This is a genomic window from Gordonia sp. X0973, assembly GCF_013348785.1.
Lineage (GTDB): Bacteria > Actinomycetota > Actinomycetes > Mycobacteriales > Mycobacteriaceae > Gordonia.
In genome coordinates this window covers 2,160,557-2,187,281 of the sequence record NZ_CP054691.1, presented here as the reverse complement: position 1 = coordinate 2,187,281, position 26,725 = coordinate 2,160,557, and the positions used below count along the sequence as shown (strand labels likewise).

General features: G+C 72.0%; 27 protein-coding genes. 18 read left to right on the top strand and 9 right to left on the bottom strand.

Annotation, left to right across the window (positions count from 1 at the left end; genetic code table 11):
- Positions 1 to 12: 12 nt before the first annotated feature.
- From HUN08_RS10665 to HUN08_RS10640, 6 genes are all read left to right on the top strand, one after another.
- Positions 13 to 438, top strand: a complete 426-nt coding sequence (locus tag HUN08_RS10665; RefSeq protein ID WP_124249062.1) for a hypothetical protein — start codon at positions 13 to 15, stop codon at positions 436 to 438.
- Positions 431 to 868, top strand: a complete 438-nt coding sequence (locus HUN08_RS10660) for an SRPBCC family protein (RefSeq protein ID WP_124249061.1) — start codon at positions 431 to 433, stop codon at positions 866 to 868. The genes HUN08_RS10665 and HUN08_RS10660 overlap by 8 nt, the downstream gene beginning before the upstream one ends.
- 176 nt (positions 869 to 1,044) lie before the next feature.
- Complete coding sequence (locus HUN08_RS10655) at positions 1,045 to 2,079, top strand: ArsA-related P-loop ATPase (protein ID WP_301546672.1); 1,035 nt, start codon at positions 1,045 to 1,047, stop codon at positions 2,077 to 2,079.
- Positions 2,080 to 2,147: 68 nt separating this feature from the next.
- Positions 2,148 to 2,507: a hypothetical protein gene (locus HUN08_RS10650; RefSeq protein WP_124249060.1), complete on the top strand. Its 360-nt coding sequence runs from the start codon at positions 2,148 to 2,150 to the stop codon at positions 2,505 to 2,507.
- Positions 2,508 to 2,523: 16 nt separating this feature from the next.
- Positions 2,524 to 3,495 (top strand): ROK family protein, encoded by a 972-nt coding sequence (locus HUN08_RS10645; RefSeq protein ID WP_124249059.1) that lies wholly within the window; start codon positions 2,524 to 2,526, stop codon positions 3,493 to 3,495.
- A 45-nt stretch (positions 3,496 to 3,540) separates the two neighbouring features.
- Positions 3,541 to 4,278, top strand: coding sequence for a 1-acyl-sn-glycerol-3-phosphate acyltransferase (locus HUN08_RS10640; RefSeq protein WP_124249058.1), 738 nt, complete (start codon positions 3,541 to 3,543; stop codon positions 4,276 to 4,278).
- A 7-nt stretch (positions 4,279 to 4,285) separates the two neighbouring features.
- Here the strand turns inward: HUN08_RS10640 and HUN08_RS10635 are convergent, their stop codons facing one another.
- The gene (locus tag HUN08_RS10635) at positions 4,286 to 5,488 is read right to left on the bottom strand and encodes a glycosyltransferase 87 family protein (RefSeq protein WP_301546671.1); all 1,203 of its coding nucleotides are present in this window, start codon (positions 5,486 to 5,488) and stop codon (positions 4,286 to 4,288) included.
- A gap of 58 nt (positions 5,489 to 5,546) precedes the next feature.
- On the opposite strand from HUN08_RS10635, the gene HUN08_RS10630 reads away from it, so the two are divergent.
- Together HUN08_RS10630 and HUN08_RS10625 are read left to right on the top strand one after the other, a co-directional pair.
- On the top strand, positions 5,547 to 6,029 hold the full coding sequence (locus HUN08_RS10630) for a polyadenylate-specific 3'-exoribonuclease AS (protein WP_124249057.1): 483 nt from the start codon (positions 5,547 to 5,549) through the stop codon (positions 6,027 to 6,029).
- A 35-nt stretch (positions 6,030 to 6,064) separates the two neighbouring features.
- Complete coding sequence (locus HUN08_RS10625; protein WP_124249056.1) at positions 6,065 to 7,459, top strand: class II 3-deoxy-7-phosphoheptulonate synthase; 1,395 nt, start codon at positions 6,065 to 6,067, stop codon at positions 7,457 to 7,459.
- Positions 7,460 to 7,493: 34 nt separating this feature from the next.
- On the opposite strand, the gene HUN08_RS10620 is transcribed toward HUN08_RS10625, so the two are convergent.
- Positions 7,494 to 8,738 (bottom strand): protein kinase, encoded by a 1,245-nt coding sequence (locus HUN08_RS10620; RefSeq protein WP_174900914.1) that lies wholly within the window; start codon positions 8,736 to 8,738, stop codon positions 7,494 to 7,496.
- A gap of 74 nt (positions 8,739 to 8,812) precedes the next feature.
- Here HUN08_RS10620 and HUN08_RS10615 point away from each other — a divergent pair, with 74 nt between their 5' ends.
- Positions 8,813 to 9,178: a DNA-binding protein gene (locus HUN08_RS10615; protein ID WP_124249054.1), complete on the top strand. Its 366-nt coding sequence runs from the start codon at positions 8,813 to 8,815 to the stop codon at positions 9,176 to 9,178.
- Positions 9,179 to 9,229: 51 nt separating this feature from the next.
- Here HUN08_RS10615 and HUN08_RS10610 read toward each other — a convergent pair whose 3' ends face one another.
- From HUN08_RS10610 to HUN08_RS10580, 7 genes are read right to left on the bottom strand one after another with little or no spacing between them, the layout of a single operon-like run.
- Positions 9,230 to 10,150, bottom strand: coding sequence for a phytoene/squalene synthase family protein (locus HUN08_RS10610; RefSeq protein WP_124249053.1), 921 nt, complete (start codon positions 10,148 to 10,150; stop codon positions 9,230 to 9,232).
- Positions 10,140 to 11,681, bottom strand: coding sequence for a polyprenol phosphomannose-dependent alpha 1,6 mannosyltransferase MptB (gene mptB, locus HUN08_RS10605; RefSeq protein WP_301546670.1), 1,542 nt, complete (start codon positions 11,679 to 11,681; stop codon positions 10,140 to 10,142). Before mptB ends, HUN08_RS10610 begins: the two co-directional genes overlap by 11 nt.
- Before the next feature lie 9 nt (positions 11,682 to 11,690).
- The gene (gene crtI, locus HUN08_RS10600; protein ID WP_124249052.1) at positions 11,691 to 13,316 is read right to left on the bottom strand and encodes a phytoene desaturase family protein; all 1,626 of its coding nucleotides are present in this window, start codon (positions 13,314 to 13,316) and stop codon (positions 11,691 to 11,693) included.
- The gene (locus HUN08_RS10595) at positions 13,306 to 14,370 is read right to left on the bottom strand and encodes a polyprenyl synthetase family protein (protein WP_124249051.1); all 1,065 of its coding nucleotides are present in this window, start codon (positions 14,368 to 14,370) and stop codon (positions 13,306 to 13,308) included. Before HUN08_RS10595 ends, crtI begins: the two co-directional genes overlap by 11 nt.
- Positions 14,367 to 15,143 carry a DUF3153 domain-containing protein gene (locus HUN08_RS10590; RefSeq protein WP_124249050.1) on the bottom strand — a complete coding sequence of 259 codons (777 nt, stop codon included), beginning with the start codon at positions 15,141 to 15,143 and terminating at the stop codon, positions 14,367 to 14,369. Before HUN08_RS10590 ends, HUN08_RS10595 begins: the two co-directional genes overlap by 4 nt.
- A 34-nt stretch (positions 15,144 to 15,177) precedes the next feature.
- Positions 15,178 to 16,776 carry an NAD(P)/FAD-dependent oxidoreductase gene (locus HUN08_RS10585; protein ID WP_124249049.1) on the bottom strand — a complete coding sequence of 533 codons (1,599 nt, stop codon included), beginning with the start codon at positions 16,774 to 16,776 and terminating at the stop codon, positions 15,178 to 15,180.
- A complete protein-coding gene (locus tag HUN08_RS10580) occupies positions 16,773 to 17,501 on the bottom strand; it encodes an N-acetyltransferase (RefSeq protein WP_124249048.1) in 729 nt (242 codons plus the stop codon). Before HUN08_RS10580 ends, HUN08_RS10585 begins: the two co-directional genes overlap by 4 nt.
- A 174-nt stretch (positions 17,502 to 17,675) precedes the next feature.
- On the opposite strand from HUN08_RS10580, the gene HUN08_RS10575 reads away from it, so the two are divergent.
- The 9 genes from HUN08_RS10575 to mraY all read left to right on the top strand — a co-directional run bounded on the left by HUN08_RS10575 (position 17,676) and on the right by mraY (position 26,725).
- Positions 17,676 to 18,122, top strand: coding sequence for an SAV_6107 family HEPN domain-containing protein (locus HUN08_RS10575; RefSeq protein ID WP_124249047.1), 447 nt, complete (start codon positions 17,676 to 17,678; stop codon positions 18,120 to 18,122).
- Positions 18,123 to 18,218: 96 nt separating this feature from the next.
- Complete coding sequence (locus HUN08_RS10570; RefSeq protein ID WP_124249046.1) at positions 18,219 to 18,611, top strand: DUF3040 domain-containing protein; 393 nt, start codon at positions 18,219 to 18,221, stop codon at positions 18,609 to 18,611.
- 364 nt (positions 18,612 to 18,975) lie between these two features.
- Positions 18,976 to 19,419 carry a division/cell wall cluster transcriptional repressor MraZ gene (mraZ, locus tag HUN08_RS10565; protein WP_124249045.1) on the top strand — a complete coding sequence of 148 codons (444 nt, stop codon included), beginning with the start codon at positions 18,976 to 18,978 and terminating at the stop codon, positions 19,417 to 19,419.
- Positions 19,420 to 19,572: 153 nt separating this feature from the next.
- A complete protein-coding gene (gene rsmH, locus HUN08_RS10560; RefSeq protein WP_124249044.1) occupies positions 19,573 to 20,580 on the top strand; it encodes a 16S rRNA (cytosine(1402)-N(4))-methyltransferase RsmH in 1,008 nt (335 codons plus the stop codon).
- Complete coding sequence (locus HUN08_RS10555) at positions 20,577 to 21,464, top strand: hypothetical protein (protein ID WP_129624330.1); 888 nt, start codon at positions 20,577 to 20,579, stop codon at positions 21,462 to 21,464. Before rsmH ends, HUN08_RS10555 begins: the two co-directional genes overlap by 4 nt.
- A 21-nt stretch (positions 21,465 to 21,485) precedes the next feature.
- A complete protein-coding gene (locus tag HUN08_RS10550) occupies positions 21,486 to 23,456 on the top strand; it encodes a penicillin-binding protein 2 (protein WP_124249004.1) in 1,971 nt (656 codons plus the stop codon).
- A gap of 36 nt (positions 23,457 to 23,492) precedes the next feature.
- Positions 23,493 to 25,058 carry a UDP-N-acetylmuramoyl-L-alanyl-D-glutamate--2,6-diaminopimelate ligase gene (locus HUN08_RS10545; RefSeq protein WP_124249003.1) on the top strand — a complete coding sequence of 522 codons (1,566 nt, stop codon included), beginning with the start codon at positions 23,493 to 23,495 and terminating at the stop codon, positions 25,056 to 25,058.
- Entirely contained in the window at positions 25,055 to 25,546 is a 492-nt protein-coding gene (locus HUN08_RS10540; protein WP_124249002.1) for a UDP-N-acetylmuramoyl-tripeptide--D-alanyl-D-alanine ligase, read from the top strand. Before HUN08_RS10545 ends, HUN08_RS10540 begins: the two co-directional genes overlap by 4 nt.
- A gap of 60 nt (positions 25,547 to 25,606) precedes the next feature.
- Positions 25,607 to 26,725 (top strand): phospho-N-acetylmuramoyl-pentapeptide-transferase, encoded by a 1,119-nt coding sequence (gene mraY / locus HUN08_RS10535; RefSeq protein ID WP_124249001.1) that lies wholly within the window; start codon positions 25,607 to 25,609, stop codon positions 26,723 to 26,725.

Genomic DNA, 26,725 nt, shown 5'->3' with positions numbered 1-26,725 from the left:
GAAGCTAGAGGAGTGACGAGCATTCAGGTGGCCGACGATACTTTCGTCGCCGCGGCGCCCGAGGCGGCGCGAGAAGCGCTCGGCGATCAATCGCAGTGGCGGCGCTGGTGGCCCGACCTGACCTTGACGGTCGTCGAGGATCGCGGCCCCGCGGGTATTCGGTGGACCGTGGCCGGCCCGGTCGACGGGACGATGGAGATCTGGTGCGAGCCGGTGCTGGACGGATTCGTCCTGCACTACTTCATGCACGGCGAGCCGACCGGCCGCCTGCCGCGACGCGAGCGGGCGCTCTACGATGAGTTGGCCGAGATGAACCGGAATCGTCGCGTGGCCGGCAAGGTGATGGCCTTCGAGGTCAAGCGCCGGTTGGAGCGAGGCCGTGCCGCGGGTGACCCCGCGGTGGCGGCGGAGGCGGAAACAGGAGGGGCGCGTGGCTGACCACACGGCGCAATCCATCGTGATCAACGCCGAGCCGGAGGCCGTCATGGCGGTCATCGCGGATTTCGATAACTATCCGGAATGGGTGTCGGCGGCCCGCGAGGTCACGGTCGAGGAGTTCGGCCCCGACGGCAAGCCGGCCCGCGTGCGCTTCGACCTCGACGCCGGCGTCCTCAAGGACACCTACGTCCTCGAATACGACTGGGCCGACGACGGTTCGTCGGTCGGCTGGAACCTGGCCAGCAGCAAACTGCAGCGCGCACAGCGCGGGCGGTACACGGTGGTGGCCCAGGCTGCCGGGTCGACCAAGGTGTCCTACGAGCTGACCGTCGACCTGCTGGTGCCGATCATCGGGCAACTCAAGCGCCGTGCCGAGAAGGCGATCATCAACTCGGCGCTGCACGAACTCAAGAAGCGGGTCGAAGGCTGATCGATCTCACGCCCATCCAGCTCGTCCTCGGTCCGGGCGGGGCCGGGGTATCCGTCGTCGCCGCAGCCGCGGCGGTCGACAAGCGCGATCGCGGCGACCGGCCGTCGCCGCTGCTCGACGCCGGGCCGCGCGGGCCGCTGCTGATCACCCTGGACCCCTCCTCGCCGGTACCGGGCATGGTGGGTGTCTACCCCTCGCCGGGCGTGCCGGTGCCGATCAGCGCCGATGCCAGCCTGCTGTCGTTGAGCCCGTTGGGGGTGCTGGAACCGGCGTGGGCCGCCTTCGTCGAGGCGGTGGGCGGTATGACCTCCGGGCCGACCCTGCCGGTCGTCTCGGTGCTCGCCTCCGTCGCGCCGGGGGAGTTGAGTTCGCTGCCCGGATTCGAGGAACTGCTCCTGTGGCGGCGGATCCGAGACGAGGCGACCAGCGGGCGGTGGAGTGCGATCATCGTCGACTGCTCCGGACTCGGCGACCCGTTTGCGCTGCTGCGCGCCCCGGCTACCCTGAGCCAGGCGGTGAACCGGCTGTGGCCGCGGCATCGGCGTCTCGCCGCGGCGGCCGAGCGCCCGGTCTTGGCGCGGGCCAGTGCGGCGGTCGACGAGGTGGACCGCGACTGCCGCGACGTGGTCGACCTGCTGCGCGACCCGCACACGACGGCGGCGCACCTCGTCGTCGACCCGGGTGAGCGCGGTCTGCGGCTGCTGCCGCGGTTCGCGGCGCTGGCCGCCCTGACCGCGCTGCCGCTGCGCGGTGTCTACGGCAACGAGGGGACCGCGCCGCGGCCCGACGCAGAGTTCGACGACGCGGCATCGGCGGTGGCGCAGGGCTTCGGGGCCGCGGTCGTCCGCGTGCCCGCCGTCGACGGCCCGCTGGACCGGGTGGCCCGCCTGCGGCGCCTGCAGATCCGCTTCGACGATCCCTCCGGTACGCCGGTCGGGACGGCGGCGGCGGGCGTCGAACGGGTCGAAGGCAGCGGGGTCGACGCCGTCTACGAGCTGAGCTGGCCCCAACCGCTCCCGGAGCCGACCGCACTCGGCCTGGGCCGCGCCGGTGACGACCTGCTGGTGACGATCAGCGGCTTCCGATTCCCGGTGCGCCTCCCGCCGGTGCTGCGCCGGTGCGTCGTGGTGGGCGCGAACTGGACCGGGGGTCACCTGCGCGTGCGGTTCACCCCCGATCCCGCGGTCTGGCCGCAGCGTCCGACGGCCTGAGTGGCACCGGTCATAACCGGCACTCCGGCGCCCCACGCGGGGCCCCCGGTCAGGTACCGTTGCACCCCATGGGAACTCCACATGGTGCCGGTACGCCCGGCAGCGACGCGGGTTCGACCGAAGCGGTGATCGAAGCGGCCCGCGAGGTCTTGGCCGGTCTGGCGAACCAGATCGACGGTCTGGCCGGTTTGTTCGCACCGGGTTCGGCGGCGGGCTCCCTCGCCGAGGGGATCGCGGCCGAGGTGACCGGCGACATCGCCGCGCTGTTCGCCGAGGCGGGCGAACTGTTGGCGCGACTGATCGCCACACTCATCGCGATCCTGGAGGCACTCGTCGCGCTCCTGCGCTCGCCGTCGGCGGACAGTGCGGCGCAGGTGAAGACGGCCTATCAGGATATCGCGGTCGCGATCGGCGGCGACCAGCCGTGATCGGCCCGTGCCGGCGATGAGCGACCCGACCATCGGCATCGACATCGGCGGCACGAGCGTGCGGGCCGCGGTGGTCGACGAACAGGGGCAACAACTCGACACGTTGCGCGCGGTCACCCCCGCGACGACGCAGGCTCTGGAGCACTGCCTGGACCGCCTGGTCGGGGAGTTGACCTCCCGCTGGTCGGTGTCGGCGGTCGGTCTCGCCATCGCCGGGTTCCTCACCGTCGACCGGTCGACGGTGCGGTTCGCGCCGCATCTTCCGTGGCGCGAGGCCCGGGTGGCGCAGGAGATGTCGCAGCGGATCGGCCTGCCGGTCTTCGCCGAGCACGACGCGAACGCCGCCGCCGTGGCCGAGTGGCGCTTCGGCGCGGCCGGGCGCGGCCGGAACTCCCTGGTGCTCGCGATCGGTACCGGCATCGGGGCCGGGCTGCTGCTCGACGGAAAGCTCTACCGGGGCAGCCACGGCGTCGCACCGGAACTGGGCCATGTGGTGATCGTCCCCGGCGGCCGGCCGTGTTCCTGCGGGAAGCGCGGTTGCTGGGAGCGGTACTGCAGCGGCACGGCGCTGGTCGACACGGTCGTCGAACTACTCGCCGACGAGGAGTGGGGCCGCTCGGTGCTGGCCGACGAGATCGCCGCCGACCCGGGATCGGTGACCGGGCGGCGGATCGCGGCCGCCGCGCAGGAGGGCGATCCGCTCGCGCTGGCCGCCTTCGCCTCCTTCGCGTCGTCGCTGGGACAGGGGTTGGCGATGATCGCCGACGTCTTCGACCCGGATCTCATCGTTATCGCCGGCGGGGTGGGCCGGGCGTCTGGCCTCTACCTCGATGACGCGCGGGAGCAGTACGCCTCGCTGGTCACGGGTGCCGGCCATCGGGAGCTGGCCCGGATCCGCGGCACCCAGCTGGGGGAGTCCGCCGGGGTCATCGGGGCCGCGGAAGTGGCCCGCGGGGAGGTCACCCGGACGGTCGGGGCTGGCGCTTAGTCCGGTCGTCGAACCGTCGCGGGGCGTGCGGGGTACGCTGCTCCCATGTGGTTCTGGCTCTTCAAGTACATCCTGATGGGTCCCTTCCTGCGATTGATCGGCCGCCCCAAGGTGACCGGTCTGGAGAACCTGCCCGAATCGGGTCCGGCGATCCTCGCCAGCAATCATCTCGCCGTGGTCGACAGCTTCTATCTGCCGTTGATGGTCCCGCGGCGGATGTACTTCCTGGCCAAGTCCGAATACTTCACCGGCACCGGGCTCAAGGGCGCCTTCCAGCGGTGGTTCTTCAGCTCGACCGGGCAGATCCCGATCGACCGATCGGGTGCCGACGCGGCCGCCGGCGCGCTGGCCTCGGCACGCCGTCAGCTCGACAAGGGCGATCTGATGGGGATGTACCCCGAGGGCACCCGCTCACCCGACGGGCGGCTGTACAAGGGCAAGACGGGTCTGGCCCGCATCGCGCTGGAGACCGGCGTCCCGGTCATCCCGGTCGCGATGGTCGGCACCGACCGGCTCAACCCGCCCGGATCGGTGCTGCCGCGGCCCGCCCACATCGAGATCCGCATCGGCAAGCCGCTGGACTTCTCCCGTTTCGAGGGGATGGGCGGCAATCGGTTCATCGAGCGCGCCGTCACCGACGAGATCATGTACGACCTCATGCGTCTCTCCGGCCAGCAATACGTCGACCTCTACGCCGCCGACCTCAAGAACAACGGCCAGACGCCGGAGGATGCGCTGCGCGCCCTGCACGGACCCGCCGATTCGACGTCGCCGGCGGCCTGAGTCGGAGTCAGGCGGTCTCGACCGCCGGGGTGCGGCGGCCCACGACGGCGATCCACGCCAGGGTGGCCAGCGCCAGCAGTCCCCAGAGCGCCCCGCCGACCGTGCGGACACCGGTCGGGAGCGCGACGTCGAACTGCTCGGCCAGGCGCAGCAGCCAGGGCACCCCCGCCCCGGCCACGACCGCCCAGCAGACGAGCAGGGTGCGCGCGCCGGGGCGGCGCGCCCACGGACCCAATCCGAGCCAGACGGCCAGCGGGATCAGCCACACCCAGTGGTGGACCCAGGAGATGGGGGAGACGAGCAGTCCGAGCAGCGCGATGATCAGCAGCACCCCCAACCAACTGCCGTCGGTGCGACCGTTCCCGCCGTCCTGCGGCACGGCCAGCCAGGCGGCCACCGCGAGGGCGACGGCGACGACCACGGCGACGATCCAGACGGCACCGGTGCCCACGTCGTGCCCGACGACCCGGTCCAGCGCCCCGCGCAGGCTCTGATTCATCACCAGGCCGGGCTGACCGATCCGGTCGGCGTCGCCGATGAGGCTGCCGAAGTATTTCTTGGTGATGTCGGGGAAGAAGGCCCAGCACCCGACGACCGTCGCGGCGAAGGAGGCCGCCGCCGCGATAGCGCCGAGCGGACGGCGCACCGCGGGATACCAGAGGGCGCTGATCGCCGGGGTGAGCTTGATCGCCGCCATCAACCCGATCAGCACGCCGCCGAGGATGCGGCCGCGCCGGGTCTTGGCCCACCACACCGCGGCGAGGGTGCCCAGCATCAGGAACACGTTGATCTGCCCGTAGTCGAGGGTGACCCGCACCGGCTCGCACCAGATCGCGACGGCGGTGCCCACCGCGGCCACGGCGTAGACGCCGTCGGTCCGTCCACAGAGGCGTTGGGCCAGGACGACGCTGGCGAACAGGGCGGCGATGGTCGCGAACTGCCACGCCCACAACACGAAATCCCACGGCAGCAGCGACAACGGATAGAGGACGACCGCGGCGAACGGGGGATAGGTGAACGGGAGCGGGGTGGCGGTGGGGCCGTGGTAGACGAAGTCGTAGAGCGACCCGTCGGCGAGGCCGGCGGCACCGTCGCGGTAGACGTGCAGATCGACGAAATTCGCGCCGTTGGTGCTCAACGCCACCCAGAGGACGCGAGCGACGACCGAAGCCGCAAGCAATGCGGTCGCCCACATTGACCTGTAGCGCACGGGTTCACAGCGTACACCGCGCGCACAGGGGTGCCGGGCGGTGGCGAATACTGGGGAGATGCGGTTCTTCTACGACACGGAGTTCATCGAGGACGGGCGCACCATCGACCTGGTGTCGATCGGCGTGGTCGCCGAGGACGGCCGTGAGTTCTACGCGGTCTCGACCGAGTTCGACCCGGGCCGCGCCGGCGACTGGGTGCGGGCCAACGTGCTGCCCAAACTGCCCTCGCCGGCGTCGAAGTCCTGGCGGTCCCGCCGCCAGATCCGCGACGAGCTGTTGGAGTTCGTCACCGCCGTCGACGACGGGTCGCCGGTGGAGCTGTGGGCGTGGACCGGCGCCTACGACCACGTGGTCCTCTGCCAGCTGTGGGGTCCGATGACGGCCCTGCCGCGGGTGTTGCCGCGTTACACCCGCGACCTCCGGCAGGCATGGGAGGCGGCCGGCCGCCCGACGCTGCCCGAGTTGCCCGCCGACGCCCACGACGCGTTGGCCGACGCACAACACAACCTCGCCAAGTGGCGGTGCATCACCGGCCGCTGAGGCGGTGCCGCGCAGCGGTCGATTAGTCTGGCCACGTGGTGAATTGGACTGTCGACGTACCGATCGACGAACTGCCCGAACTGCCCCCGCTGCCCGGCGACCTGCAAACGAGGTTCGAGGATGCGATGGCGCGCCCGGCCCTGCAGCAGCCGAGTTGGCCGGCCGACGAGGCGGCGCGGATGCGCACCGTGCTGGAGAGCGTGCCGCCGATCTGCATGCCGGCCGAGGTCGAGCGGTTGCAGGAACGGCTCGCGCAGGTCGCCAACGGCGAGGCCTTCCTGCTGCAGGGCGGCGACTGTGCGGAGACTTTCGCCGCCAACACCGAGCCGCATATCAAGGGCAACATCCGCACGCTGCTGCAGATGGCGGTCGTGCTGACCTACGGCGCGAGCATGCCGGTGGTCAAGGTCGCCCGGATCGCCGGGCAGTACGCCAAGCCCCGGTCGGCCGACACCGATGCGCTGGGCCTGCCGTCGTACCGCGGGGACATGGTCAACGGTTTCCCCGCCGACGCCGCGGTCCGCGCCCATGACCCGTCGCGCCTGGTGCGCGCCTACGCCAACGCGGCGGCGGCGATGAACCTGGTGCGGGCGCTGACCAGCACCGAGGCCCGTCTGTTCAAGGTGCACGACTGGAACCGGGAATTCGTCCGCACCTCGCCGGCCGGGGCGCGGTACGAGGCGCTCGCCGCCGAGATCGACCGCGGCCTGCGGTTCATGGACGCCTGTGGCGTGCACGACTCGAGTCTGGAGTCGGCGGAGATCTATGCCTCCCACGAGGCGCTGGTCCTCGACTACGAGCGGGCGATGCTGCGCCTGGCGCAGGCCCCGGGCGAGGACCGGGAGGCCGTGCTCTACGACCTGTCGGCGCATTTCCTGTGGATCGGCGAGCGCACGCGACAGCTCGACGGTGCCCACATCGCGTTCGCGGAGCTGATCAACAACCCCATCGGGGTCAAGATCGGCCCGACGACGACACCGGAACAGGCCGTCGAGTATGTCAAGCGCCTCGACCCGGAGAACAAGCCGGGCCGGTTGACGCTGGTCGCGCGGATGGGCAACGCCCTGGTGCGCGAGAAGCTGCCGCCGATCGTGGCGGCCGTGGAGGAGACCGGGCACAAGGTCATCTGGGAGAGCGACCCGATGCACGGCAACACCCACGAGGCGTCGACCGGCTACAAGACCCGCCACTTCGACCGCATCGTCGACGAGGTGCAGGGGTTCTTCGAGGTCCACCGCGCGCTCGGCTCCCACCCGGGCGGCGTGCACATCGAGTTGACCGGCGAAGACGTCACCGAGTGCCTGGGCGGCGCGCAGGAGATCTCCGACGACGATCTGGCCGGCCGTTACGAGACCGCCTGCGATCCGCGGCTCAACACCCAGCAGTCCCTGGAGCTGGCCTTCCTGGTCGCCGAGATGCTTCGCGGCTGACCGCCGCGCGACGACCCGCTTCGCGACAACCCGGCTACGACAGGACGCGCAGGCCGAGCCACCAGCCGACGGCCGCGATCCCCGAGATGAGCAGCGCGTAGAGGGTCAACCAGACCGCGGCGGCGAAGACGCCGGCGCCACCCGCGACCGGTGCCGTGGCATGGTCGCCGTCGTCGTCATCCCAGTCGTCGCGGGCATCGGGGTCGCGCTGCCCGTCGGCGTCGAGGATGCTGTACGCCGCGTGAGCGGGGGCCTCGTCGTCCGGCAGGTAGTCGTCCACACCGGCGAGGACGGCGGTGCCGGAGGGCCCGGGAACCGGATCGGGGAGCGCCCCCGCTGCGCGTTCGCGGCGCAGGCGGTCCTCGGTGATGCGCTCCGCCGATCGCTGCGGGGCCGGCACCGTGAACCGGGGCAGGGCCAGCTCGTCGGCGGCCCGGGTGAGGGCGCGGGCCATTTCGAATCCGTCGGCATAGCGGGCGGCCGGATCGCGCTCGGTGGCGCGCAGCACGATCTCGTCGAACTGGGGCGGCACCCCGTCGACGACGTCGCCCGGCGCGGGCACGTCGTAGGTCAGCCGCGCATACGCGAGCCCGAGCGGTGTGTCGCCGTGGAACGGGGTGCGCCCGGTGAGTAACTCGAACATGACGATGCCGGTCGAGTAGACGTCGGAACGGGCGTCGGCGCGGGTGGACTCGACCTGCTCGGGGGACAGATAGGCGGCGGTACCCAGGATCACGCTGGCCGAGGTCAGCCCGGCCTCGGCCACCGCGCGCACCAATCCGAAGTCGGCGATCTTCACGTCGCCGTCGTCGGAGATGAGCACGTTCTCCGGCTTCACGTCGCGGTGGACCAGCCCGGCGGCATGGGCGGTGCCGAGCCCGCCGAGCACCGGGCCGAGCACGGCGGCGACGGCATGCGGCGGCATCGGGCCGCGTTCGCGCAGGAGTTCGCGCAGACTGCCGCCCTGCACCAGCTCCATCACGAGGAAGACCACCGGCTCGTCGATGCCCTGGTCGTAGACCGACACCAGCCCGGGGTGCTTGAGTCCGGCGACGGCGCGCGCCTCGAACTCGAAGCGGGAGAGGAAGACCGGATCGTCGCGATAGGCGGCGTCCATCACCTTGACCGCGACCGGGCGGTGCAGGCGCTCGTCGCGGCCGACGTAGACGGCGCTCATGCCGCCGCGCGCGATGAGGGCGTCGATCCGGTAGCGCCGGTCGACGAGCGTGCCGATGAGCGCGTCGCGGGTCGGCGACGGACGGGCGGGACCGGGGTTCACGACTGCGAATGTACCGGGCAAAGCGGCCCGTGCCCCGCAGGCACAGCCGCACGGCGCTGGGTAGGGTGGTGGTCGTGAGTTCGCTGCCGCTGTCTGACGACTGTCTTCCCGCCGACGCAGAGGTCCTGTCCCTGAACGAGGTGGCCCGCCGTCTCGGCGTCTCGAGCAATCGGGTGCGCACGCTGATCCACGACCATCAGCTGCTGGGCCTCTCGCGCGGCGGCGAGCCCGTCGTCCCGGCCCTGTTCCTCGACGAGCACGGCATCGCCAAGCATTTCACCGGGCTGGTGGAGGTGCTGCTCGACGGTGGTTACAGCCGCGACGAGGCGATGGCCTGGCTGTTCACCGAGATCGACGACCTCGGCGTCTATCCGGCCGCGGCCATCCACACCCATTCCGCGCGCGAGGTCATCCGCCGCGCGCAAGCCGCCGCCTTCTAGCCGCGATCGGCCCGGTGACGTGCCCGGGTACCGGCGAACACGCGGCGTCGATCAGCGGATTCGGTCTCGCCGCAGTAGCAGCGCCGCGGCGGCGTGACCCGCGCGCCGGTGCGCGGGCACCACGGCCCGACCGGCGAAGACCTCGTAGCCGCCGTCGGCGATGACGGCGAGGATGTCGGCGTAGGAGCGGGCGGCGGCCGCGATGGCGGGGCGGCTGCGGGCCGGGAGCGCCGCCACGGCCGGTTCCGCGCGCCGGTACCAGTCGCGGTTCACCGCCGCGATATGCGCGAGCGCGCGCCGCAGTCGCGGACTGACCCGACCGTGCCGCCGACAGTCCCGCAGATGCGCCTCGTCCACGCCGAAGACCGCGAGCTCGTCGGCCGGGAGGTAGATCCGGCCGCGGTCCAGGTCCTCGCCGACGTCGCGGAGGAAGTTGGTCAGCTGGAAGGCTTCGCCCAGCGCCGCGGCCCCGTCGGCCAGCGCGGGGTCGTCGGCGTCGGCGCCCAACACGGGCAGCAGCATGAGCCCGATCACCGCGGCCGATCCGTAGGTGTATTCGCGCAGCTGTTCCCAATCGCGGTAGCGGTCGGTGAACTCCGGTGCCGACGGCAGGTCCATGCGCATGGACCTGCCGAACGCGTCGAACAACGACGGGTCGATGCCGAACCGTCGTACCGAATCGGCCACCGCGGCGAGCAGGTCCGCGGTTCCCGGGGCGATGTCCTGCACCGGGGGCCGCCCGTGCAGGGTCGCGTCGAGCGCGGCGAACAGCGAGTCCAGCCGGTCGGCCCGGTCGTCGGCCCCGACGCGGGGCGGGTGGTCGACGATGTCGTCGGCGGTGCGGGCGAAGCCGTAGAGGGCGTGGACCGCGTGCCGATTCGGCGGCGGCAACAGGCGTGCGGCCAGGTGGTAGGTCCGCCCGTGCTCGGCCGACAGCCGGGCACCGAGCGCATAGCCCCGATCAGGATTCATGCGGACCGGTGAAGGCGAGTCGACGCAGCCGCAGCGGGTCGGGGCGCAGCAGGGAGGCGGCGGCGAGGGCGGCCAGGGCGAAGGCCAGCAGCAGCGGAAGCGGTTTGTACAGCACGATCGAGTCGTCCGGTTGAAAGACGATCAGCAGCACCGTCGACGCCGCGACGATCAGCGCGCGCACCCGCAACGGCAGTGTGAACGCCACTACCAGGCACAACGCCCACGTGTAGTACCAGGGCAGGGTGGAGGGCTCGAGCAGCAGGACGGCCAGCATCGCCCACACCATCCCGGCCATCGCGCGCCGCTCCGATTGGCGGAAGGCGATCCACAGCCCGACGAGGATCAGCGCCAGCGCCGCGGCGCCGACCCCGCGCGTGTAGACCAGCACCGACTGCAGGTTGAGGGCGTGCCAGGGGGCGGCGACCCAGGTGATCACGTGGCCGACGAGGGTGGGGACCGAGAGCCAGTTGATGATTCGACCGGCCCACCCCAACCCGGTCAGCCAGCCGAGTCCGAGTCCGGACACCGCGGTGATCGCGGCGAAGACGGCGAGCGGGATCGCGGCGGTGGCCGCGAAGACCCCTGCGACGACGCGCCGGGGCAGCTCGCGCCGGGGCAGCTCGCGTCGCGGGGAGTCGCCATGCGGCAGGTCGCGACGGGTGTCCCGCAGGTGAGCGAGCCAGATCCAGAAGAGGAACGGGATGGCGATCGCGGCGGTGATCTTGATGGTCGCGGCCAGGCCGAGGACGGCCAGCCCCCCGACGTGGCGCCCGCGCACCGCCAGCGTGACGCCGGTGACCAGCACCCCCATCATGAGGAGCTCGACATGCGCCCCGGCCACCAGGTGGATCAGGACCATCGGGTTGAGCAGCGCCAGCCACAGCCCCTGTTGCGGGGAGGCCCCGAAGTGTTCCGCGAGCCGGGGGACGGCCCACAGCGCCAACAGCAGCCCGGGGATCAGGACGGCGCGCATCAACTGCACCCCGAGGATGGGGTTCTCGTCGGCCAGGGCGGCCACGCCGCGGCCCAGCCACATGAATGTCGGGCCGTAGGGCGCGGTGGTCGACGCCCAGACCTGGGCCATCGAGTCCAGCAACGGACCCGGGGTGTGCACCGGGCCGTCGGAGTAGGGGTTGAAGCCGCCGCGGAAGACCTGGGCCTGCGCGAGGTAGGCGTAGATGTCGCGGCTGTAGATCGGGACGGTCATCGTCAGCGGGGTCGCCCAGGCGAGCACGGCGATTTGCACCTGCTTCACCGTCGGGCGCGGTGCGCCGGAGGCGTCGGCCCCGCCGACGATCCGACCGATCCGCACCCAACAGACGACGAGGACCGCGACACCGACCCAGAAGGCAACGGCGGCAAGGGTTTTGCCGTGCCCGTAGGTCAACCAGGCCAATCCGGCATCCTGGGCGACGGTGTTGACCCGCGGGATGTCGGCGACGCCGAAGGCGCCGAGGGCGACGAGTACCGAGGCGGCGACGCCGGCGGGGAACTCCCGCCACCGCCACCACGAATCCGTGCGCACCGTCACGCTGCGATCCTAATGTCCCGCGTCGGCGGCGCCCGTCGCCGACGCACGTGCGGGCATCGGCGTGATGCGGTCGGCGGCGAGGCGGCCGGAGACCAGGACCGGCGGGATGCCGACGCCGGGGACCGTGTCGGCTCCCGCGAGCACCAGGTTCTCGGCGCGCGGATCGAGGTTGCCGGTGCGCAGCGGCCCGGTCTGGCGCACGGTGTGCGCGGCCGCGAACGGCGTCCCGGCGGCGTATCCGCGCGCCGCCCAGGTCGCCGGGGTGTCGACGCGCAGCACCTCGGCGCCGTCGATGCCCCGATAGCCGCGCGCCGCGAGCTCCCCGAGCGAGCGGGCCACATACCCGGGGCCGAACCGCTCCCAGTCCAGTCGTGGTGCGGCGTCGAGGTTCGGGGTCGGCCACAGCACCGAGACGGCCTCGCGGCCGCCGCTCGTGAAGCGCCCCGGGCTCGTCTTGCCCGGTCGGGTGATCAGGACCGAGGCGTCGCGCATCGGCTCGCCGCGGCCGTTGCGGCGCGGCGCGATCTGGCGGAAGGTGTCGGCCCAGGCCGCGCCGAAGTCGATGGTGTGGTGGTCGTCCGGCCACCGGGCGGCGGCCGCCTCGTCGACGGCGAGATGGGCGACGACGGCGCTGGGCGAATAGCGGATCGCCCGGTCGGGGGCCGACTCGCCCCAGATTCCCGCCAGGGCGGCGCTGCCGCAGGCCGCGACCACGACGTCGGCGGGGATGACCGCGCCGTCGTCGATCCTCCCGCCGTTGCCGGTCGCGGTGACGCGGACGCCGTCGATCCGATCGCCCCGACGGGAGAACCCGACGGCCCTCGTCGCATACCGGATCTCGCCGCCGGCCCCGATCAACCCGTCGGCGAGCACCTCGCCGATCCGGCCCATCCCGTTCGCCGGGTAGGACACCCCCAGACCGATGTCCATGTGGGCGATGACCCCGTAGATCGCCGCCGCACGGGCCGGGGGCACGCCGGCGTAGAGCGCCTGGAAGGAGTAGACCCGTTGCAGCCGTTCGTCTTTCGTGAAGCGTTTGATGGCCCCGGTCAACCCGCGGGTGGCACCGTGGCGCAGCAGCCGCCGCGTCGCCGCGGCCATGTCGCCGCGCACGAAGTCGGGGACCGCGTCGTGGTTGCGGTCGATGAAGTGGTCGAACTCGATGTCGTGGAGTTCGGCGAGCCAGTCGGTGAGCCGGGCGGCACCGGCGGCGGTGTCGGCGCCGAAGACGTCGGCGATCCCGGCGATCCGCGCGTCGCGGTCGGCGGCGACGTCGAGCTGGGTGCCGTCGGCGAACCGCGCGACGTAGGTCGGGTCGACCGGGAGCAGATCCAGGTCGGCCGCCGCGCGCGCCGGATCGACCCCGACCGCGGCCAACGCGTCGACGGCGAGCCGCGGCATGGTCAGGATCGTCGCGCCGGTGTCGAACCGATACGCCGATCCGTCGGCCGCGGCGATCGTCTCGGTCCGCACCAGGCCGCCGGGAATCCCGCCGGATTCGACGACGGTCACCTCGTGTCCGGCGCCGCGCAGGTGCAGGGCGGCCGACAGGCCGGACAACCCGGCGCCGATGACGACGACCCGCTTCGTGGGTCCACCCACCCGGCGCGGGGCGCGGCGGGCGCTACGCCGCACGGTGGGTGATGTCGTGGGCGAGCCCGGCGAGGCGGTCGCGCGCCTCCGTGCTGGTCGGCAGGGAATCGATGGCCGACAGGGCAGATGCCAGTGTCGAATCGATCCGCGCCTCGACGGCGGCCTGTGCCCCCGATTCGGTGAGGATCGCCCGGGCACGGGCCAGCCCGGCGTCGTCGAGGTCGGTCCCCAGCAGGGTGCGCAGCTCGTCGGCCTGCCCGGGGGCCGACCGCGAGAATCCCTCCGCGATCAGCACCGTGCGCTTTCCGGTGACCAGGTCGTCGCCGGAGGGTTTGCCGGTCACGCGGGGATCGCCGTAGACGCCGAGCAGGTCGTCGCGCAGCTGGAATGCCGCGCCCAGGTCGAGGCCGATGGTGCGCAGAGCGGCGACGAGGTCGTCGTCGGCGCCGCCGAGGACCGCGCCCAGTTCGAGCGGCCGGGCGACCGTGTAACCGGCGGTCTTGAACCTGATCACCTTCTCGGCGGCGCCGAGGGATTCGTCGCGGCCCGCCTCGTTGACGATGTCGAGGAGCTGGCCGGCCAGCACCTCGGTCCGCATCGTGCGCCAGGTCGGCGCGAGACGGGCGGGCAGTCCGGCGGCGAGGTCGTCGGCCCAGGCCAGGGCGAGATCGCCGATCAGGATGGCCATCGACTCGCCGAACCGATCCGGGTCCCCGAGCCAGCGGTCCCCGGCGTGGCGGGCCGCGAAGACGCGATGCACCGTCGGGTTGCCGCGACGGGTGTCCGAGGCGTCGATGATGTCGTCGTGGACGAGGGCGCAGGCCTGGACCAGTTCGAGCGCGGCCCCGAGGTCGACGAGGGCGGCATCGGTGTCGTCGGCGGCCGGCACGACCGCCCGGGCGCCGTGGGCGACGGCGCGCCCGGCCTCGGCGAACCGCGGGCGGACCCGCTTGCCGCCGCCGAGGACGAAGTCGGCCAAGACGTCGGTGGCGTCGACGACAGCGGGGCCGATCCCCGCCGCCCGGGTCCGCGCGTCGTCGAAGACGGTGCGCAGGCGTGTCGTCAGCTGCTCGGGCAGTCCGGTCGCGCCGCTCACCGCGCCGGGGCGCCGGGGCGCGGAGTGGTGTCGGCCTGGTGCTCGCGGCGCGCGTACCAGGCGACCACCCCGACGGCGAGCAGGCACAGGAACGCCACGAAATACGACCAGCTGGGCAGCGCGGCGCTGGCCGGGTCGGGGTAGCGTGCGTCGGCGTTCAGGTCGCTGGACTTGCCGATCGGCACCACCCAGGCTGCGCTCTTGTCACCCTGCTGGATCCCGTTGGTCCCGCCGATGTCGCCGGCGAAGGTGACCAGGAAGTAGACGACGTCGCGGCCGTCCACCAGGTCGCTGAAGTCGGCCGTTCCGGTCATGCGCACGGCGTCGCCGCTGCGCTTGGTGGACAGGTCCATCGCGGCCCCGGTCCCGATGAACGAGGCGGCGATGATGTCGCCGAGCTGGCTGAACTGGCCGGCGGTGAGGTCCGAGTACACCGCGCGCGTCCCGGTCTTCGTCGGGCCCTTCTGCGGTTGGCCCGGCGCCGAGTCCTTGTCGGACTTCGTCGTCACCGAGCCGTCCGGGCCGATGGTGCCGGTGAAGTCGGAGAGCGTGACGCGCTCGGACATCGACTGCGGGATGTCCAGGCGCGGCACCCCGTTCGGGTTGTCCGACGAGGTGGCGACGATGATCTCGCCGGAGAACCGGTCGCCCACCGTCGTCGAGCGGGTCAGACACCCGCCGAGCAGGGGAACCAGGAGGAGGGCGGCAACGGCGGCGACGAGCCGGCGCGGCCCGGTGCGGGGTGCGGCTGCGCGGGTGGGGGAGGACGACACGCGCTCAATCGTGCCAGACATGGCGGGCCAATCGTCAGATCCGGCCCAGGATGTGGCGCGCGGCGAGCCGTCCGCTGCTCCCGTTGACCCCTCCGCCGGGATGGGTGGAGGCTCCGGCGAGGACGAGCCCGGGTGCTCCGGGCACGCGCCGACCGGCCAGATCGGGGTGTGGTCGCCAGCCGAACATCTGGTCGATGCTCATCTCCACGTGCATGATGTTGCCCGCCGGGAGGCCGAGCTCCGCCTCGAGGTCGGCCGGCGTCTGGATGTGACAGTGCTCGATGGAACCAGCGAAACCCGGGGCGAACCGCTCGATCTCGGCGACGACGGCGTCGGCGGCCGGCTGCGCCGCATCGGCCCAGGACCGGCCGTCGGCCAGCGCGTACGGGTGCCACTGCGCCCAGACGTTGACCAGGTGCCGCCCGGCGGGGGCGATACTCGGATCGAGTGCGGAGAAGCCCATCGGCAGGACCGCAGGACGGTCGGGCAGCCGTCCGACGACGCTGGCCGCCCGGGCGCGGCGCAGAAGCGCCCGATCGGCGACGAGCAGCCCCAATCCGCTGTGCAGACCGTGCGAGGGCAGGTCGGCCGGCAGGTTCCGGTAGGCGGGCAGGGCGGTGGTGCCCAGCCGCACGGCGATGCCGATCCCGTTGCCGACGACGATGGCGCGCCGCCACCGGTCCAGGTCAGCGGTGCGGAGGCCGCCGGCCTCGAGCAGGTCCAGCGTGGCCCCGATGTGGCAGGCGGCGACGACGTGGCGCGCCCGGCGGACCCGCCCGTCGGCGGCGACCACGCGCCAACCGGCGCGTTCCCGGTGCAGCGCGGTGACCGCGGCGCCGGTGTGGACCCGGGCGCCGTCGGACGCCAGGCGGGCGAGCAACGCGGTGGTCAGCGCGCCGCTGCCGCCGATGGCCCGACCGGGCGGGATGTCGTGCATCAGGGCGGCGAAGCCCACCATCGGCGCGGTGCCTGGCAGATCCATCGGCGGTCCGGACTGGGCGCCGAACCAGGCCAGGGCGGCTTTGAGCCGCTCGGCGTCGAACCACTCGTCCAGCAGTGCGTCGCCCGGCCGCATCATGTCCTGTGACATCGACGAGAACGCGCCGATCCGCCTGCCGACGGGCGAGCGCCGCGCGCTGCGGGTGCGCCAACCGCTGGCGGCGAAGGCCCGCGCGAACCGCGTCGGGGTGGGCTCGTCGACGAACGAGGCCATCATCGCCCGTGCCCGCGGCGCCCACACCGCGACGAATGCGGCATAGGCATCCGCGTCGCGACGCCCGCAGGAGCGCTCGATGGAGGCGCAGGTGGCCGCCAGGTCGCGGCGGAACACGATGGGCTGCTCGTCGTCGGTCTCGGCGGGGGCGAAGGCCCACGGATCGCAGTCGGCGTAGCGGAGTCCGTGGGCGGCCAGGTCGAGTTCGGCGAGGATCGGGGTGTGCCGGATCATCAGGTGCGCCGAGGATCCGCGGTCGACGGCGTAGCCGGGGAATCGTTGCACGGTGGACACCGCGCCGCCGGGGATCGGGTCGCGTTCGAGTACGCACACCGAGCGGCCCGCCCGCGCCAGGTAGGCCGCGGCGATCAGGCCGTTGTGCCCCGCGCCGACGACGATCGCGTCGAAGTCGTCGGTCACGGCCCGCCGACCCGCGTATCCGAACTGCGCAGCGCGGGACCGTCGGTCGTCGGGATCGGGAGATCGCGGCCGAGGAAGGCGAACGGGCGGGGATCGCCGGCGAAGGTGAAGTTGCGCAGGACGTCGCCGAATCCGAATCGGCGATAGAGCGCCCAGGCGCGGTTGCCCTCGCCGGCCACCTCCGGGGTGGACAGCAGCACCCGTGCCTCCGGGCGCCCGTGCAGCAGCGCGTTCAGCAGCGCCTGGCCCACCCCGAGACCCTGTGCGTCCGGATGGACGTGGAGCTCGGTCAGCTCGAAGTAGTCGGCGAGGAGGTGGGCCGCGCGGTCGGGCGGGCAGCCGGCCTGGCGCAGGCCGATGCGCAGCTGCTGGTTCCACCATTGATCCGGCGCGCCCCGGTAGCCGTAGGCGATGCCGAGCAGGATCTCGTCGCGCGAGTCGGGCGCGCCGGCCAGCCGGGGGATGCGGCGCGTCATCACCGACGGCCGCAGCCGCGTGCCGGGGGACCATCGGTGGTCCAGCGGGGCGACGGCACCGAAGGCGTTCCATCCGGGGCGGGCGATGTGTTGGCGCCAGAGCGTGCGGCGCTGCGCCTCGACGCCGCGCGGATACCCCATCGCGGTGACGTACACGTTGAGCGCCGGATCCAGCCAGCGGTGCGCGTCGCCGCCGGGCAGTCGCACGATGCGGACGTCGACCGGGGGGCCGGTCGGCTCGTTCACCATGGTTGCTCCTGGAAGGGGCGGGATTCCGCCCGGGCCGGTCGAGACGATTCTACGCCGTCGCAGCATCACGCTAGCATTGACGGAATCGAATAAATGTTCGATAATGGGAATGTCCGACCCCGACGATAGGTTTTTCCAGACAACGGGATTCAGACGGATGGCCGAGGAGGCGATATGGGACCGGTGGAACCGAAGGTGGTGCTCGACGCCCACCGGCTGCTCGATCAGGCCGTGGCCATCGCCGACGACGCCGACGTGGTGGCCGGCAGCGCCGAGCGGATGCGCCTCTACTATCTCGCGGCCTTGCGGACGACGGGCGCGGCGCTGGCCGTCCTGGAGTCGCGCCGCCGGGGACCGCGCGGAGTCCGCAACGCCTGGCGGCGCCTCGACGCACAGGTCGGCGCCGACGACCGATTGGCGGTCCTCTCCGCCTTCTTCGCGGGTCACTCCGGCCTGCGTTCGCGCATCGAAACCGGCCTGGTCGCCGACGTGCCGCAAGATGTCGTGGCGCGGGTGCGCGTCCGGCTCGCCGAGCTCATCGAGGCGACGGAATCGGTGCTCGCCGCATATGAGCAGGGTCGCGAACCGCTCGTGACCACGGTGTCGCGGCGCTCCGCGTGACCGGTTTGGCCGACGGCCGCGTCGAATTGTGGTCGTTCCGCCGTGTACCTCGTATCATTGGAGTTCTAGAAGCACGATTGAGGAAGGGGAGGGGCGGTGCCACTTTCGGAACATGAGCAGCGCATGCTCGACCAGATCGAGAATGCGCTGTACGCCGACGACCCCAAGTTCGCCTCGACGGTGCAACGTTCGGCACTCGGCGGCGGGCGCCGCCGGCTGCAGGCGATCGCGCTGTTCATCCTCGGACTCGCGCTGCTGATCGGCGGAATCGTCGCCGGCGTGCACATCGGAGGATTCCCGATCCTGAGTCTGATCGGCTTCCTGGTGATGTTCGGCGCGGGGCTGTGGGCCCTGCGGGGCGGGCGGGGTAAGCCCTCGCTCAAGTCCGTCGACGGCGGCGCGGGCGGCACGGCCCGCGCGAAGACCCCGTCGCGCAGCTTCTCCGAGCGCATGGAGGACCGCTTCAACAAGCGGTTCACGCAGGAGTAGCGAACTCCTCGACCAGATTTCTCGAAGGCCGCACATCATTCGGATGTGCGGCCTTCTTGTGCGCCCCACGTGCCCCCACCGCTCCATCGGGATATGCCCCACTTTCCACCACCCGCCGGCATAACCGCACTTCGGATGCGGCCCGAGGGTGTTCGGCCCAGGTGGATCCGGGCCACGGGGCCGGTGTGGCACACGGGGGAGGGCGACTTCCCCCACCGATTCTCATGGCGTTGACCTGCACTTTCTCGCGCGCATCCACTATTCGAAAGACTATTGGGGTGGAAAGTGGTGGAAAGTGGGGTACAGTGTGGGAACTGGGTGAGACGAACCGGACGTCGAACCCGGCGGGTGTAGGAGGTGCGAGATGTCGGGTCAACGACTCGTCGGCACCTACACGCCCAAGTTGGACGACAAGGGGCGGCTGACGCTGCCCGCGAAGTTTCGAGACGCTCTGGCAGGAGGGGTGATGGTCACGCGCAACCAGGACAACAGCCTCGCCGTCTACCGCCTCGAGGACTTCGACGCGATCGCGGAGAAGACGAGGGCGGCCTCGCGGAACAACCCGCAGGCCCGCGCCTACCAGCGGTACTTCTTCGCGAGTGCCGACGAGCAGCGGCCCGACGGGCAGGGGCGGATCACCCTCTCCCCGGACCACCGCGCCTACGCCGGCCTGACGAAGGACTGCGTGGTCATCGGCAGCTTCGACCACTTGGAGATCTGGGACGCCCAAGCCTGGGATTCCTATCAATCCGACCACGAGGAGGATTTCTCGGCTGCGGGCTCGGAAGCCTTCGAGACCCTCCTCTAGACAACGGCGATGCGCCCCGCGACCGCCACGGTGGATGGGACGAGGCCTGCGCCCGATCTGACCCTGACGCACTTCCCCAGCGCCAGGTTCGGAATCGGGCGGGGACCCCGATTCATCCACCCCGCACCACCGGCAGACACAGAAGGGTTCGCGATGAGCGGCGCCGAGCACGGACACATCCCGGTGATGGCCGACCGGATCGTGGCATTGCTCGCCCCGGCGCTGACCCGGGTCGACCCCGCCGGCGCGGGTGCCGTCGTCGTCGACGCCACACTCGGCGCGGGCGGACACGCGGAACTCCTGCTGCAGACCTTTCCCGAGCTGACCGTCGTCGGCATCGACCGAGACGGTGCGGCGCGCGCGCAGGCGGCGCAGCGCCTCGCCCCCTTCGGGGCCCGCGCCTCGATCAACGCCGGCCGCTACGACGAGCTGGCCCGCGTCCTGGCCGAACCGGAGGGTCTGGACGGGCCGCTCCGCGCGGTCGACGGCGTCCTGTTCGACTTGGGCGTCTCCTCGATGCAACTCGACCAGCGAAACCGCGGTTTCGCGTACTCGGTGGACGCCCCGCTGGACATGCGGATGAATCCGGAGGACCCGCTGACCGCCGCCGACGTGCTGAACACCTACTCGCACGGCGACCTGGCGCGGGTGCTGTCGGACTACGGCGAGGAGAGATTCGCCGGCCGGATCGCCTCGGCCGTGCTGGACGCCCGCCGGAGCGAGCCCTTCACCACGAGCGGCCGACTGGTCGAATTGCTGTACGCGACGATCCCGGCGGCCACCAGGCGGACCGGCGGCCACCCCGCCAAGCGCACCTTCCAGGCCTTGCGGATCGAGGTGAACGGCGAACTCGACTCGTTGCGACAGGCGTTGCCCGCCGCACTCGACGCGCTGGCCGTGGGCGGGCGCGTCGTGGTGATGAGTTACCAGTCGCTCGAGGACCGCATCGTCAAGCGGGAGTTCGCGGCCCGCTGCCGCTCGACCTCGCCGGCCGGGCTCCCGGTCGAGTTGCCGGGCACCGCGCCGCGGTTCGAGCTGGTCACACGTGGCGCCGAGCAGGCGACGCCGGAGGAGGTCGACGCGAACCCGCGTTCGGCCCCGGCGCGCGTCCGCGCCGTCGAACGGATCGCCCCGGACGGGGCAGAGGGGGGAGCGCAGTGAGGCACAGGGCGGAGGACACCGGCGAGTTGGACGCCGTTCCCACCGGTGAACTCTCGGTGATCGACGCGCCGGGTCGCCGGCGCCGCGCCGGTGAGGCGGGGCGACGCCGGGTCGGTGCGGGTGCGCCGCAGCGGGCGAACCGCTCGCGGGCCGCGCAGCGCGCGGTGAACCGCCGCGCCGCCCGGCTCGACCGGGAGGAGAAGGAGCGCAAGGCCACCGTCCGCACGACCGCGGGCGCTTCCCGCCCGGTCGGCCCGGGTCTGGTCGAGCGGGTGCGCGAACTCCCGTTCGCGGTACCGGTGATCGCGCTGGTGGCACTCGGCCTGGTCGGCACCCTGTGGCTGTCCACCCGGGCGGCCCAGGACTCCTACGAACTCACCGTCGCCAAGACCCAGAACCAGTCCCTGCTCGACAAGCGGGACGGGCTCAAGCGCACCTACGAGTCGGGGGATTCGGCTCCGGAGCTCTCGGACAAGGCGGCCCGCCTCGGCCTGGTCCCGGCGCGCAACGCGGCTCGACTCGTCGTCGGCGACGACGGCCGGGTCACCGTGCGCGGAAAGCCCGCGCCGGCGACGGGCCGCGCGCCGCAGTCGATCAACCCCAAGTCCAGCGACGATCCGCTCCGCCACATCGACAAGTCGAAGGTCGAGGACTCGACCGGCCTGCCCGGTGACGACGCACCGCAGACCTCCCAGCCGGCCGCCCCGGCGCCGCAGAACGGGCAGGCGCCCGATGCGGCCCCGGCCACGCCGGATCAGGCGCCGCCGACACCGGCGGCAGCGCCCAACGTGCTGCCCGCGCCCTCCGCCCAGCATCCGGCCACCCCGCGCCCGGCGGAGTCGAACCGCGGCGCGCCGGGCTCAAATCCGCAGCGTCGGTCGTAGCGCCGGGAATGATTGACGATCATGACGCGCGCCGACTTTCACCCGGGGGCCCTCCGCTCGGGCCCGCTGGGCCGACTCCGACGCGGGGTCGAGTCGTCGCGGTCCGCCGCCCGCTCCGCGGCGCGCGGTGCGAAGTCGGCCGACGGTCCGCCGACCGGTCCGGGAAAGGGCGGTCGACGCGGCTCCGGTGACCGGCCGGACCGGTTCACCATCCGATCCCGCTGGGCGGTCGTCGTCGTCGCGATGGCGGTGATCGTGATCGCCGCGCGGTTGGTCTACGTGCACACCGTCGAGGCCCAGTCGCTGGCCGCCCAGGCCGCCGCGCAGCGCGAGTACACCCAGGTCCTCACGGCCAAGCGCGGGTCGATCCTCGATCGCAACGGACGGCCGTTGGCCTACACCGACGAGGCCAGGGCGCTGACCTTCCTCCCGCAGGCGGTGCGAACCGCCACCGACGCGGCGCATGCGCGCGATCCGAAACTGCCGGATGCGAACAAGCGGTTCGCCGAGATCGCCAAGGGGGTGTCCTCCGCGCTCGGCGGCTCCATCTCGGAATCGGATCTGCTGGCCAAACTCACCAGCTCCGACCAGTTCGTCTATCTGGCACGGTCGGTCGCCACCGACGTCGCGGCGAAGATCGTCGCCGACTATCCCGAGGTCGGCGCCGATCCGGAGGATATGCGGCTCTATCCGGGCGGCTCCCTGGCCGCGAATGTCGTGGGCGACGTGAACTACGACGGCAACGGGCTGATCGGCCTCGAGTCCTCGATGGACTCGGTGCTCGGCGGCACCAACGGCTCGAAGACCTTCGACCGCGGTTCGGACGGGGCGATCATCCCGGGCAGTGCGCGCAACGTGCATCCGGCGCTCAACGGGGCCACCGTGAGGCTGACGCTCGACTCCGACGTCCAATGGTTCGTCCAGAGCCAGGTCTACGCGGCGAAGGCCGCCTCGGGCGCCAAGCGCGTCGCGGCGGTGGTGCTCGACGCCAAGACCGGCGAGGTCCTGGCGATGGCCAACGATTCGACGTTCAACGCCTCGCGGCCGCTCTCGGAGCAGAAGGACGCGAGCCTGGACAACCCGTCGGTGACGACGCCGTTCGAGCCGGGCTCGGTCAACAAGGTGATCACCGCCTCGGCCGCCCTGCAATACGGGGTGACGACACCGGAGGCGACGCACCTGGTGCCCGGAGCCATCCAGATGGCCGGGGTGACGGTGAAGGACGCCTGGTCGCACGGCCCGACGCGCTTCACGACGACGGGAATCTTCGGCAAGTCGTCCAACGTCGGCACCCTGATGCTGGCGCGCCAGGTCGGCGAGAAGCGGTTCGCGGACATGGTGTCCGCCTTCGGATTGGGTCAGCGCACCGGTGTGATGCTGCCCGGCGAGAGCCCGGGGCAGGTCCCGGCACTCTCGCAATGGTCGGGCGGCTCCTTCGCGAACCTCCCGATCGGGCAGGGGCTCTCGATGACCCTGCTGCAGATGACGTCGGTGTATCAGACGATCGCCAACGACGGGGTGCGGATCCCGCCGCGGATCATCGCGGCCGAGACCCGCGACGGCCACCCCGAGTCGCCCACCCCAGCGCCCGACGGGGTGCGGGTCGTCTCGGCCGACACCGCGCGGACGGTGCGCACCATGTTCCAGGCGGTCACCCAGAACGACCCGACCGGCGTACAACGCGGCACCGGGTACACCGCGGCGGTACCGGGCTACCAGATCTCGGGCAAGACCGGAACCGCCCAGCAGGTGGATCCGCGCTGCAATTGCTATTCCAATTCCCGGTACAACATCACCTTCGCCGGGATCGCACCGGCGGACAATCCGCGCTACGTCGTCGGCCTGGTGCTCGACAACCCGCAGCGCAGTTCCGACGGCTCGGGCGGGCAATCCGCCGGCCCGATGTTCGCCACGATCGCGGGTTGGCTGCTGCAACGCGCCCGGGTGCCGTACTCGCCGCCCGGACCCCGCCTGGTCCTCGAGGCTGATTGATCCGCCGCGGACGGCGGGCCGGTAGATTGGCACGCCATGGGGACTGATTCCACCCGGCCCGAACACGTCGCGCCGACACCGATCGCGGAGTTGGCCGAGCTGATCGGCGCGGGCGTCCGCGGCGGTGACGACGGTGCGGTCACCGGCGTGACGCTGCGGGCCCAGCGAGTCGAACCGGGAGACCTGTTCGCGGCACTTCCCGGCGCCCGCGTCCACGGCGCCTCCTTCGCCGACGACGCGGTGTCGCGCGGCGCCGCGGCGGTGCTCACCGACCCGGCCGGTGCCGCGATCATCGACGCGGCGATAGCCGCCGACCGCCGACCGCCGGTGCTGGTCCACGACGATCCGCGCGCGGTGCTCGGCGCGGCCAGTGCGGCGGTCTACCACCACCCGAGCCGTGCCCTGACCGTCATCGGCATCACCGGAACCTCGGGCAAGACGACCACCGCGTTCATGGTGGAGTCCGCGCTGATGGCCGCGGGCCGTTCGGTGGGCCTCATCGGCACCGTGGCGACGCGGATCAACGGGGAGACCGCCCCGGCGACCCTCACGACGCCGGAGGCGCCCGACCTGCAGGCCTTGCTGGCGGCGATGGTCGAGCGCGGCGCCGACAGCGTGGTCATGGAGGTCTCCAGCCATGCGCTGTCCCTCGGCCGGGTGGCCGGTACCTCGTTCGCGGTGGGCGGGTTCACGAATCTCTCGCAGGACCACCTCGATTTCCATCCGACGATGGAGGACTACTTCGCCGCCAAGTCGGCCCTGTTCGACCCGGCGGCACCGACCGCGGCCGCCGCGTCGGTGGTGTGCGTCGACGACGAGTGGGGCCGCCGGATGGCGCAGATCGCCGTCGACCCGACGACGGTCGAGACGGTGGACGCCGCGGCCGATCGCAGCGGTGTACCGGGCCGGTGGACGGCGGTCGTCGGCGACGGGGCGCCGGTGCTGATCGATCCCGACGGCACCGCGCACGACCTTCCGGTTCCACTGCCCGGGCGCTACAACGTGACGAACGCGGCCCTGGCGGTCGCCCTGAGCGTGGCGGCCGGCGCCGCCGTCGACCGGGCCTGCGCGGGTATCGCCGACGTCGTCGTGCCCGGGCGCCTGGAACCGGTCCGGGCCGGTCAGGACTTCCTCGCCGTGGTCGACTACGCGCACAAACCCGCCGCGGTCGAGGCGGTGTTGGCGACGCTCGCCGCCGATTGCCGCGGCCGGGTCGGCATCGTCGTCGGAGCGGGCGGCGACCGTGACACCGGCAAGCGGGCGCAGATGGGTGCCGCGGCGGCCCGCGGCGCCGACCTGGTGATCGTCACCGACGACAACCCGCGCACCGAGGACCCGGCGGCCATCCGCGCCGCCGTCAGTGCGGGGGCGAACGGCGTCGACGCCGCGACACGGCGCGCCCGCGACATCCGCGAGATCGGTGATCGCGCGCAGGCCATCGCGGCGGCGGTGGCGTGGGCGCGCCCCGGTGACGTCGTCGTCGTCGCGGGCAAGGGCCACGAGGCCGGCCAGGAGATCAACGGCGTGAAGCACGAGTTCGACGACCGGGTGGTCCTGCGACGGGCGTTGACGGCGATCGTCGACGGCGGTGACCGGTCGTGAGCGAGCAGCGGCCGGTCGTCGTGCTGAGCGCCCCGGAGGCCGATGTCGCCCACGGCAAAGTGCTGCTGCGGCGGCTCGTCGAGGCCGCTGCCGACGCGGGAGCAGGTTCCGCCCACCGCGACGAGGAGTCCGCGGCCCGCACCTGGTTCCTGGTCGGCGGGCTCGCCCTCGGCGACGCCGACGAACAGCGCAGCGTCGTCGACCACGATTTGCTGGGACGGGCCGCGGTACGGCTGGCCATCGACAAGGTCGTCTGCGTCGGACCGACCCGCGCCGAGCGCGCCGCCTGGCAGGGGGCGGTGATGGAGGGCTCCTGGGGCGACGAGGCGATGCTGGTCGCCGACGTCGACGAACTGCTGGCGCGGTGGAATCAGCCCGGCGCCGAGCGCCCCGGTGCCGGCGACGTGGTGGCGATCGCGGGGGCGATCGGGCCCCGGCGGGTGCTCGACGCGTTGGCGGACTGGGACCTGGTGGTCCGGCAGATTTGAGCACCGGGTTGGATGTGTTGGGGTTGATCGCTATGGGATGGAGTAGATGTGGCGCATGACGTGACGCAGATTCTGGTGGCCGGGGCGGTGGCGCTGTTCGTGGCGATCGCGTTGACCCCGGTCCTGATCAGGCAGTTCTCCAAGCAGGGCTTCGGCCAGGAGATCCGCGTCGAGGGACCCGAGAGCCATCAGACCAAGCGCGGTACGCCGTCGATGGGCGGTGTGGCCATCGTCGCCGCCATCGTCGTCGGATACTTCGCCGCGCACCTCGTCGCCTATCTCCTCGGCGCGAAGGCGGAGAAGCCCGGCGGTCCGGGGCCGGGACCCACCGCGTCGGGAATGCTCGTCCTCGGGCTGACGGTGCTGCTGGCCTTCGTCGGCTTCCTCGACGACATCATCAAGGTCCGCAAGCACCGCAACCTCGGACTCAACAAAACCGCCAAGTCGGTCGGCCAGGCCGCCGCCGCCATCCTCTTCGGCATCCTCGTGCTGCGCTTCCGCAACGGGTTCGGCTACACACCGGCCAGTGAGCACCTCTCGTACGCCCGCGACATCTCGGCGATCTCGCTGGCCGGGCTCGGCGGTGTCGTCTTCGTCGTCTTCGTGTGGTTCGTCGTCGCGGCCTGGTCGAACGCCGTGAACTTCACCGACGGGCTCGACGGCCTGGCCGCCGGAACCATGGCGATGGTCATGGGTTCCTACGTCCTCATCACGTATTGGCAGTACCGCAACGCCTGTCAGGGCGGGGCGGCGGGCAAACAGCTCGCGCAGGGCTGCTATCAGGTTCGCGACCCGCTCGACCTGGCCATCCTCGCCACCGCCGGGGGTGCGGCCTGCCTTGGATTCCTCTGGTGGAATGCCGCGCCGGCGAAGATCTTCATGGGTGACACCGGATCCTTGGCGTTGGGCGGCCTGCTCGCCGGGATCTCCATCGTCAGCCACACCGAGCTGATCGCCGTGGTCCTGGGAGCGCTCTTCGTCGCCGAGATGGTCTCGGTGGTGCTGCAGATCCTCGTCTTCCGCACCTCGGGACGCCGCCTGTTCCGGATGGCGCCCTTCCACCACCACTTCGAGTTGGGCGGGTGGGCCGAGACGACGGTCATCATCCGCTTCTGGCTGCTGACGGCACTGTCGATCGGCCTGGGGCTGTCGCTGTTCTACAGCGAGTACAAGAACTGA

Excerpts from the sequence above, each read along its gene's own strand:
- HUN08_RS10655 (WP_301546672.1), top strand. The coding sequence starts at position 1,045 with ATGGTGGGTGTCTACCCCTCGCCGGGCGTGCCGGTGCCGATCAGCGCC.
- HUN08_RS10650 (WP_124249060.1), top strand. The coding sequence starts at position 2,148 with ATGGGAACTCCACATGGTGCCGGTACGCCCGGCAGCGACGCGGGTTCG.
- HUN08_RS10645 (WP_124249059.1), top strand. The coding sequence starts at position 2,524 with ATGAGCGACCCGACCATCGGCATCGACATCGGCGGCACGAGCGTGCGG.
- HUN08_RS10640 (WP_124249058.1), top strand. The coding sequence starts at position 3,541 with ATGTGGTTCTGGCTCTTCAAGTACATCCTGATGGGTCCCTTCCTGCGA.
- HUN08_RS10630 (WP_124249057.1), top strand. The coding sequence starts at position 5,547 with ATGCGGTTCTTCTACGACACGGAGTTCATCGAGGACGGGCGCACCATC.
- HUN08_RS10610 (WP_124249053.1), bottom strand. The coding sequence starts at position 10,150 with ATGAATCCTGATCGGGGCTATGCGCTCGGTGCCCGGCTGTCGGCCGAG.
- HUN08_RS10580 (WP_124249048.1), bottom strand. The coding sequence starts at position 17,501 with ATGGTGAACGAGCCGACCGGCCCCCCGGTCGACGTCCGCATCGTGCGA.
- HUN08_RS10575 (WP_124249047.1), top strand. The coding sequence starts at position 17,676 with ATGGGACCGGTGGAACCGAAGGTGGTGCTCGACGCCCACCGGCTGCTC.
- mraZ (WP_124249045.1), top strand. The coding sequence starts at position 18,976 with ATGTCGGGTCAACGACTCGTCGGCACCTACACGCCCAAGTTGGACGAC.
- rsmH (WP_124249044.1), top strand. The coding sequence starts at position 19,573 with ATGAGCGGCGCCGAGCACGGACACATCCCGGTGATGGCCGACCGGATC.
- HUN08_RS10550 (WP_124249004.1), top strand. The coding sequence starts at position 21,486 with ATGACGCGCGCCGACTTTCACCCGGGGGCCCTCCGCTCGGGCCCGCTG.
- HUN08_RS10545 (WP_124249003.1), top strand. The coding sequence starts at position 23,493 with ATGGGGACTGATTCCACCCGGCCCGAACACGTCGCGCCGACACCGATC.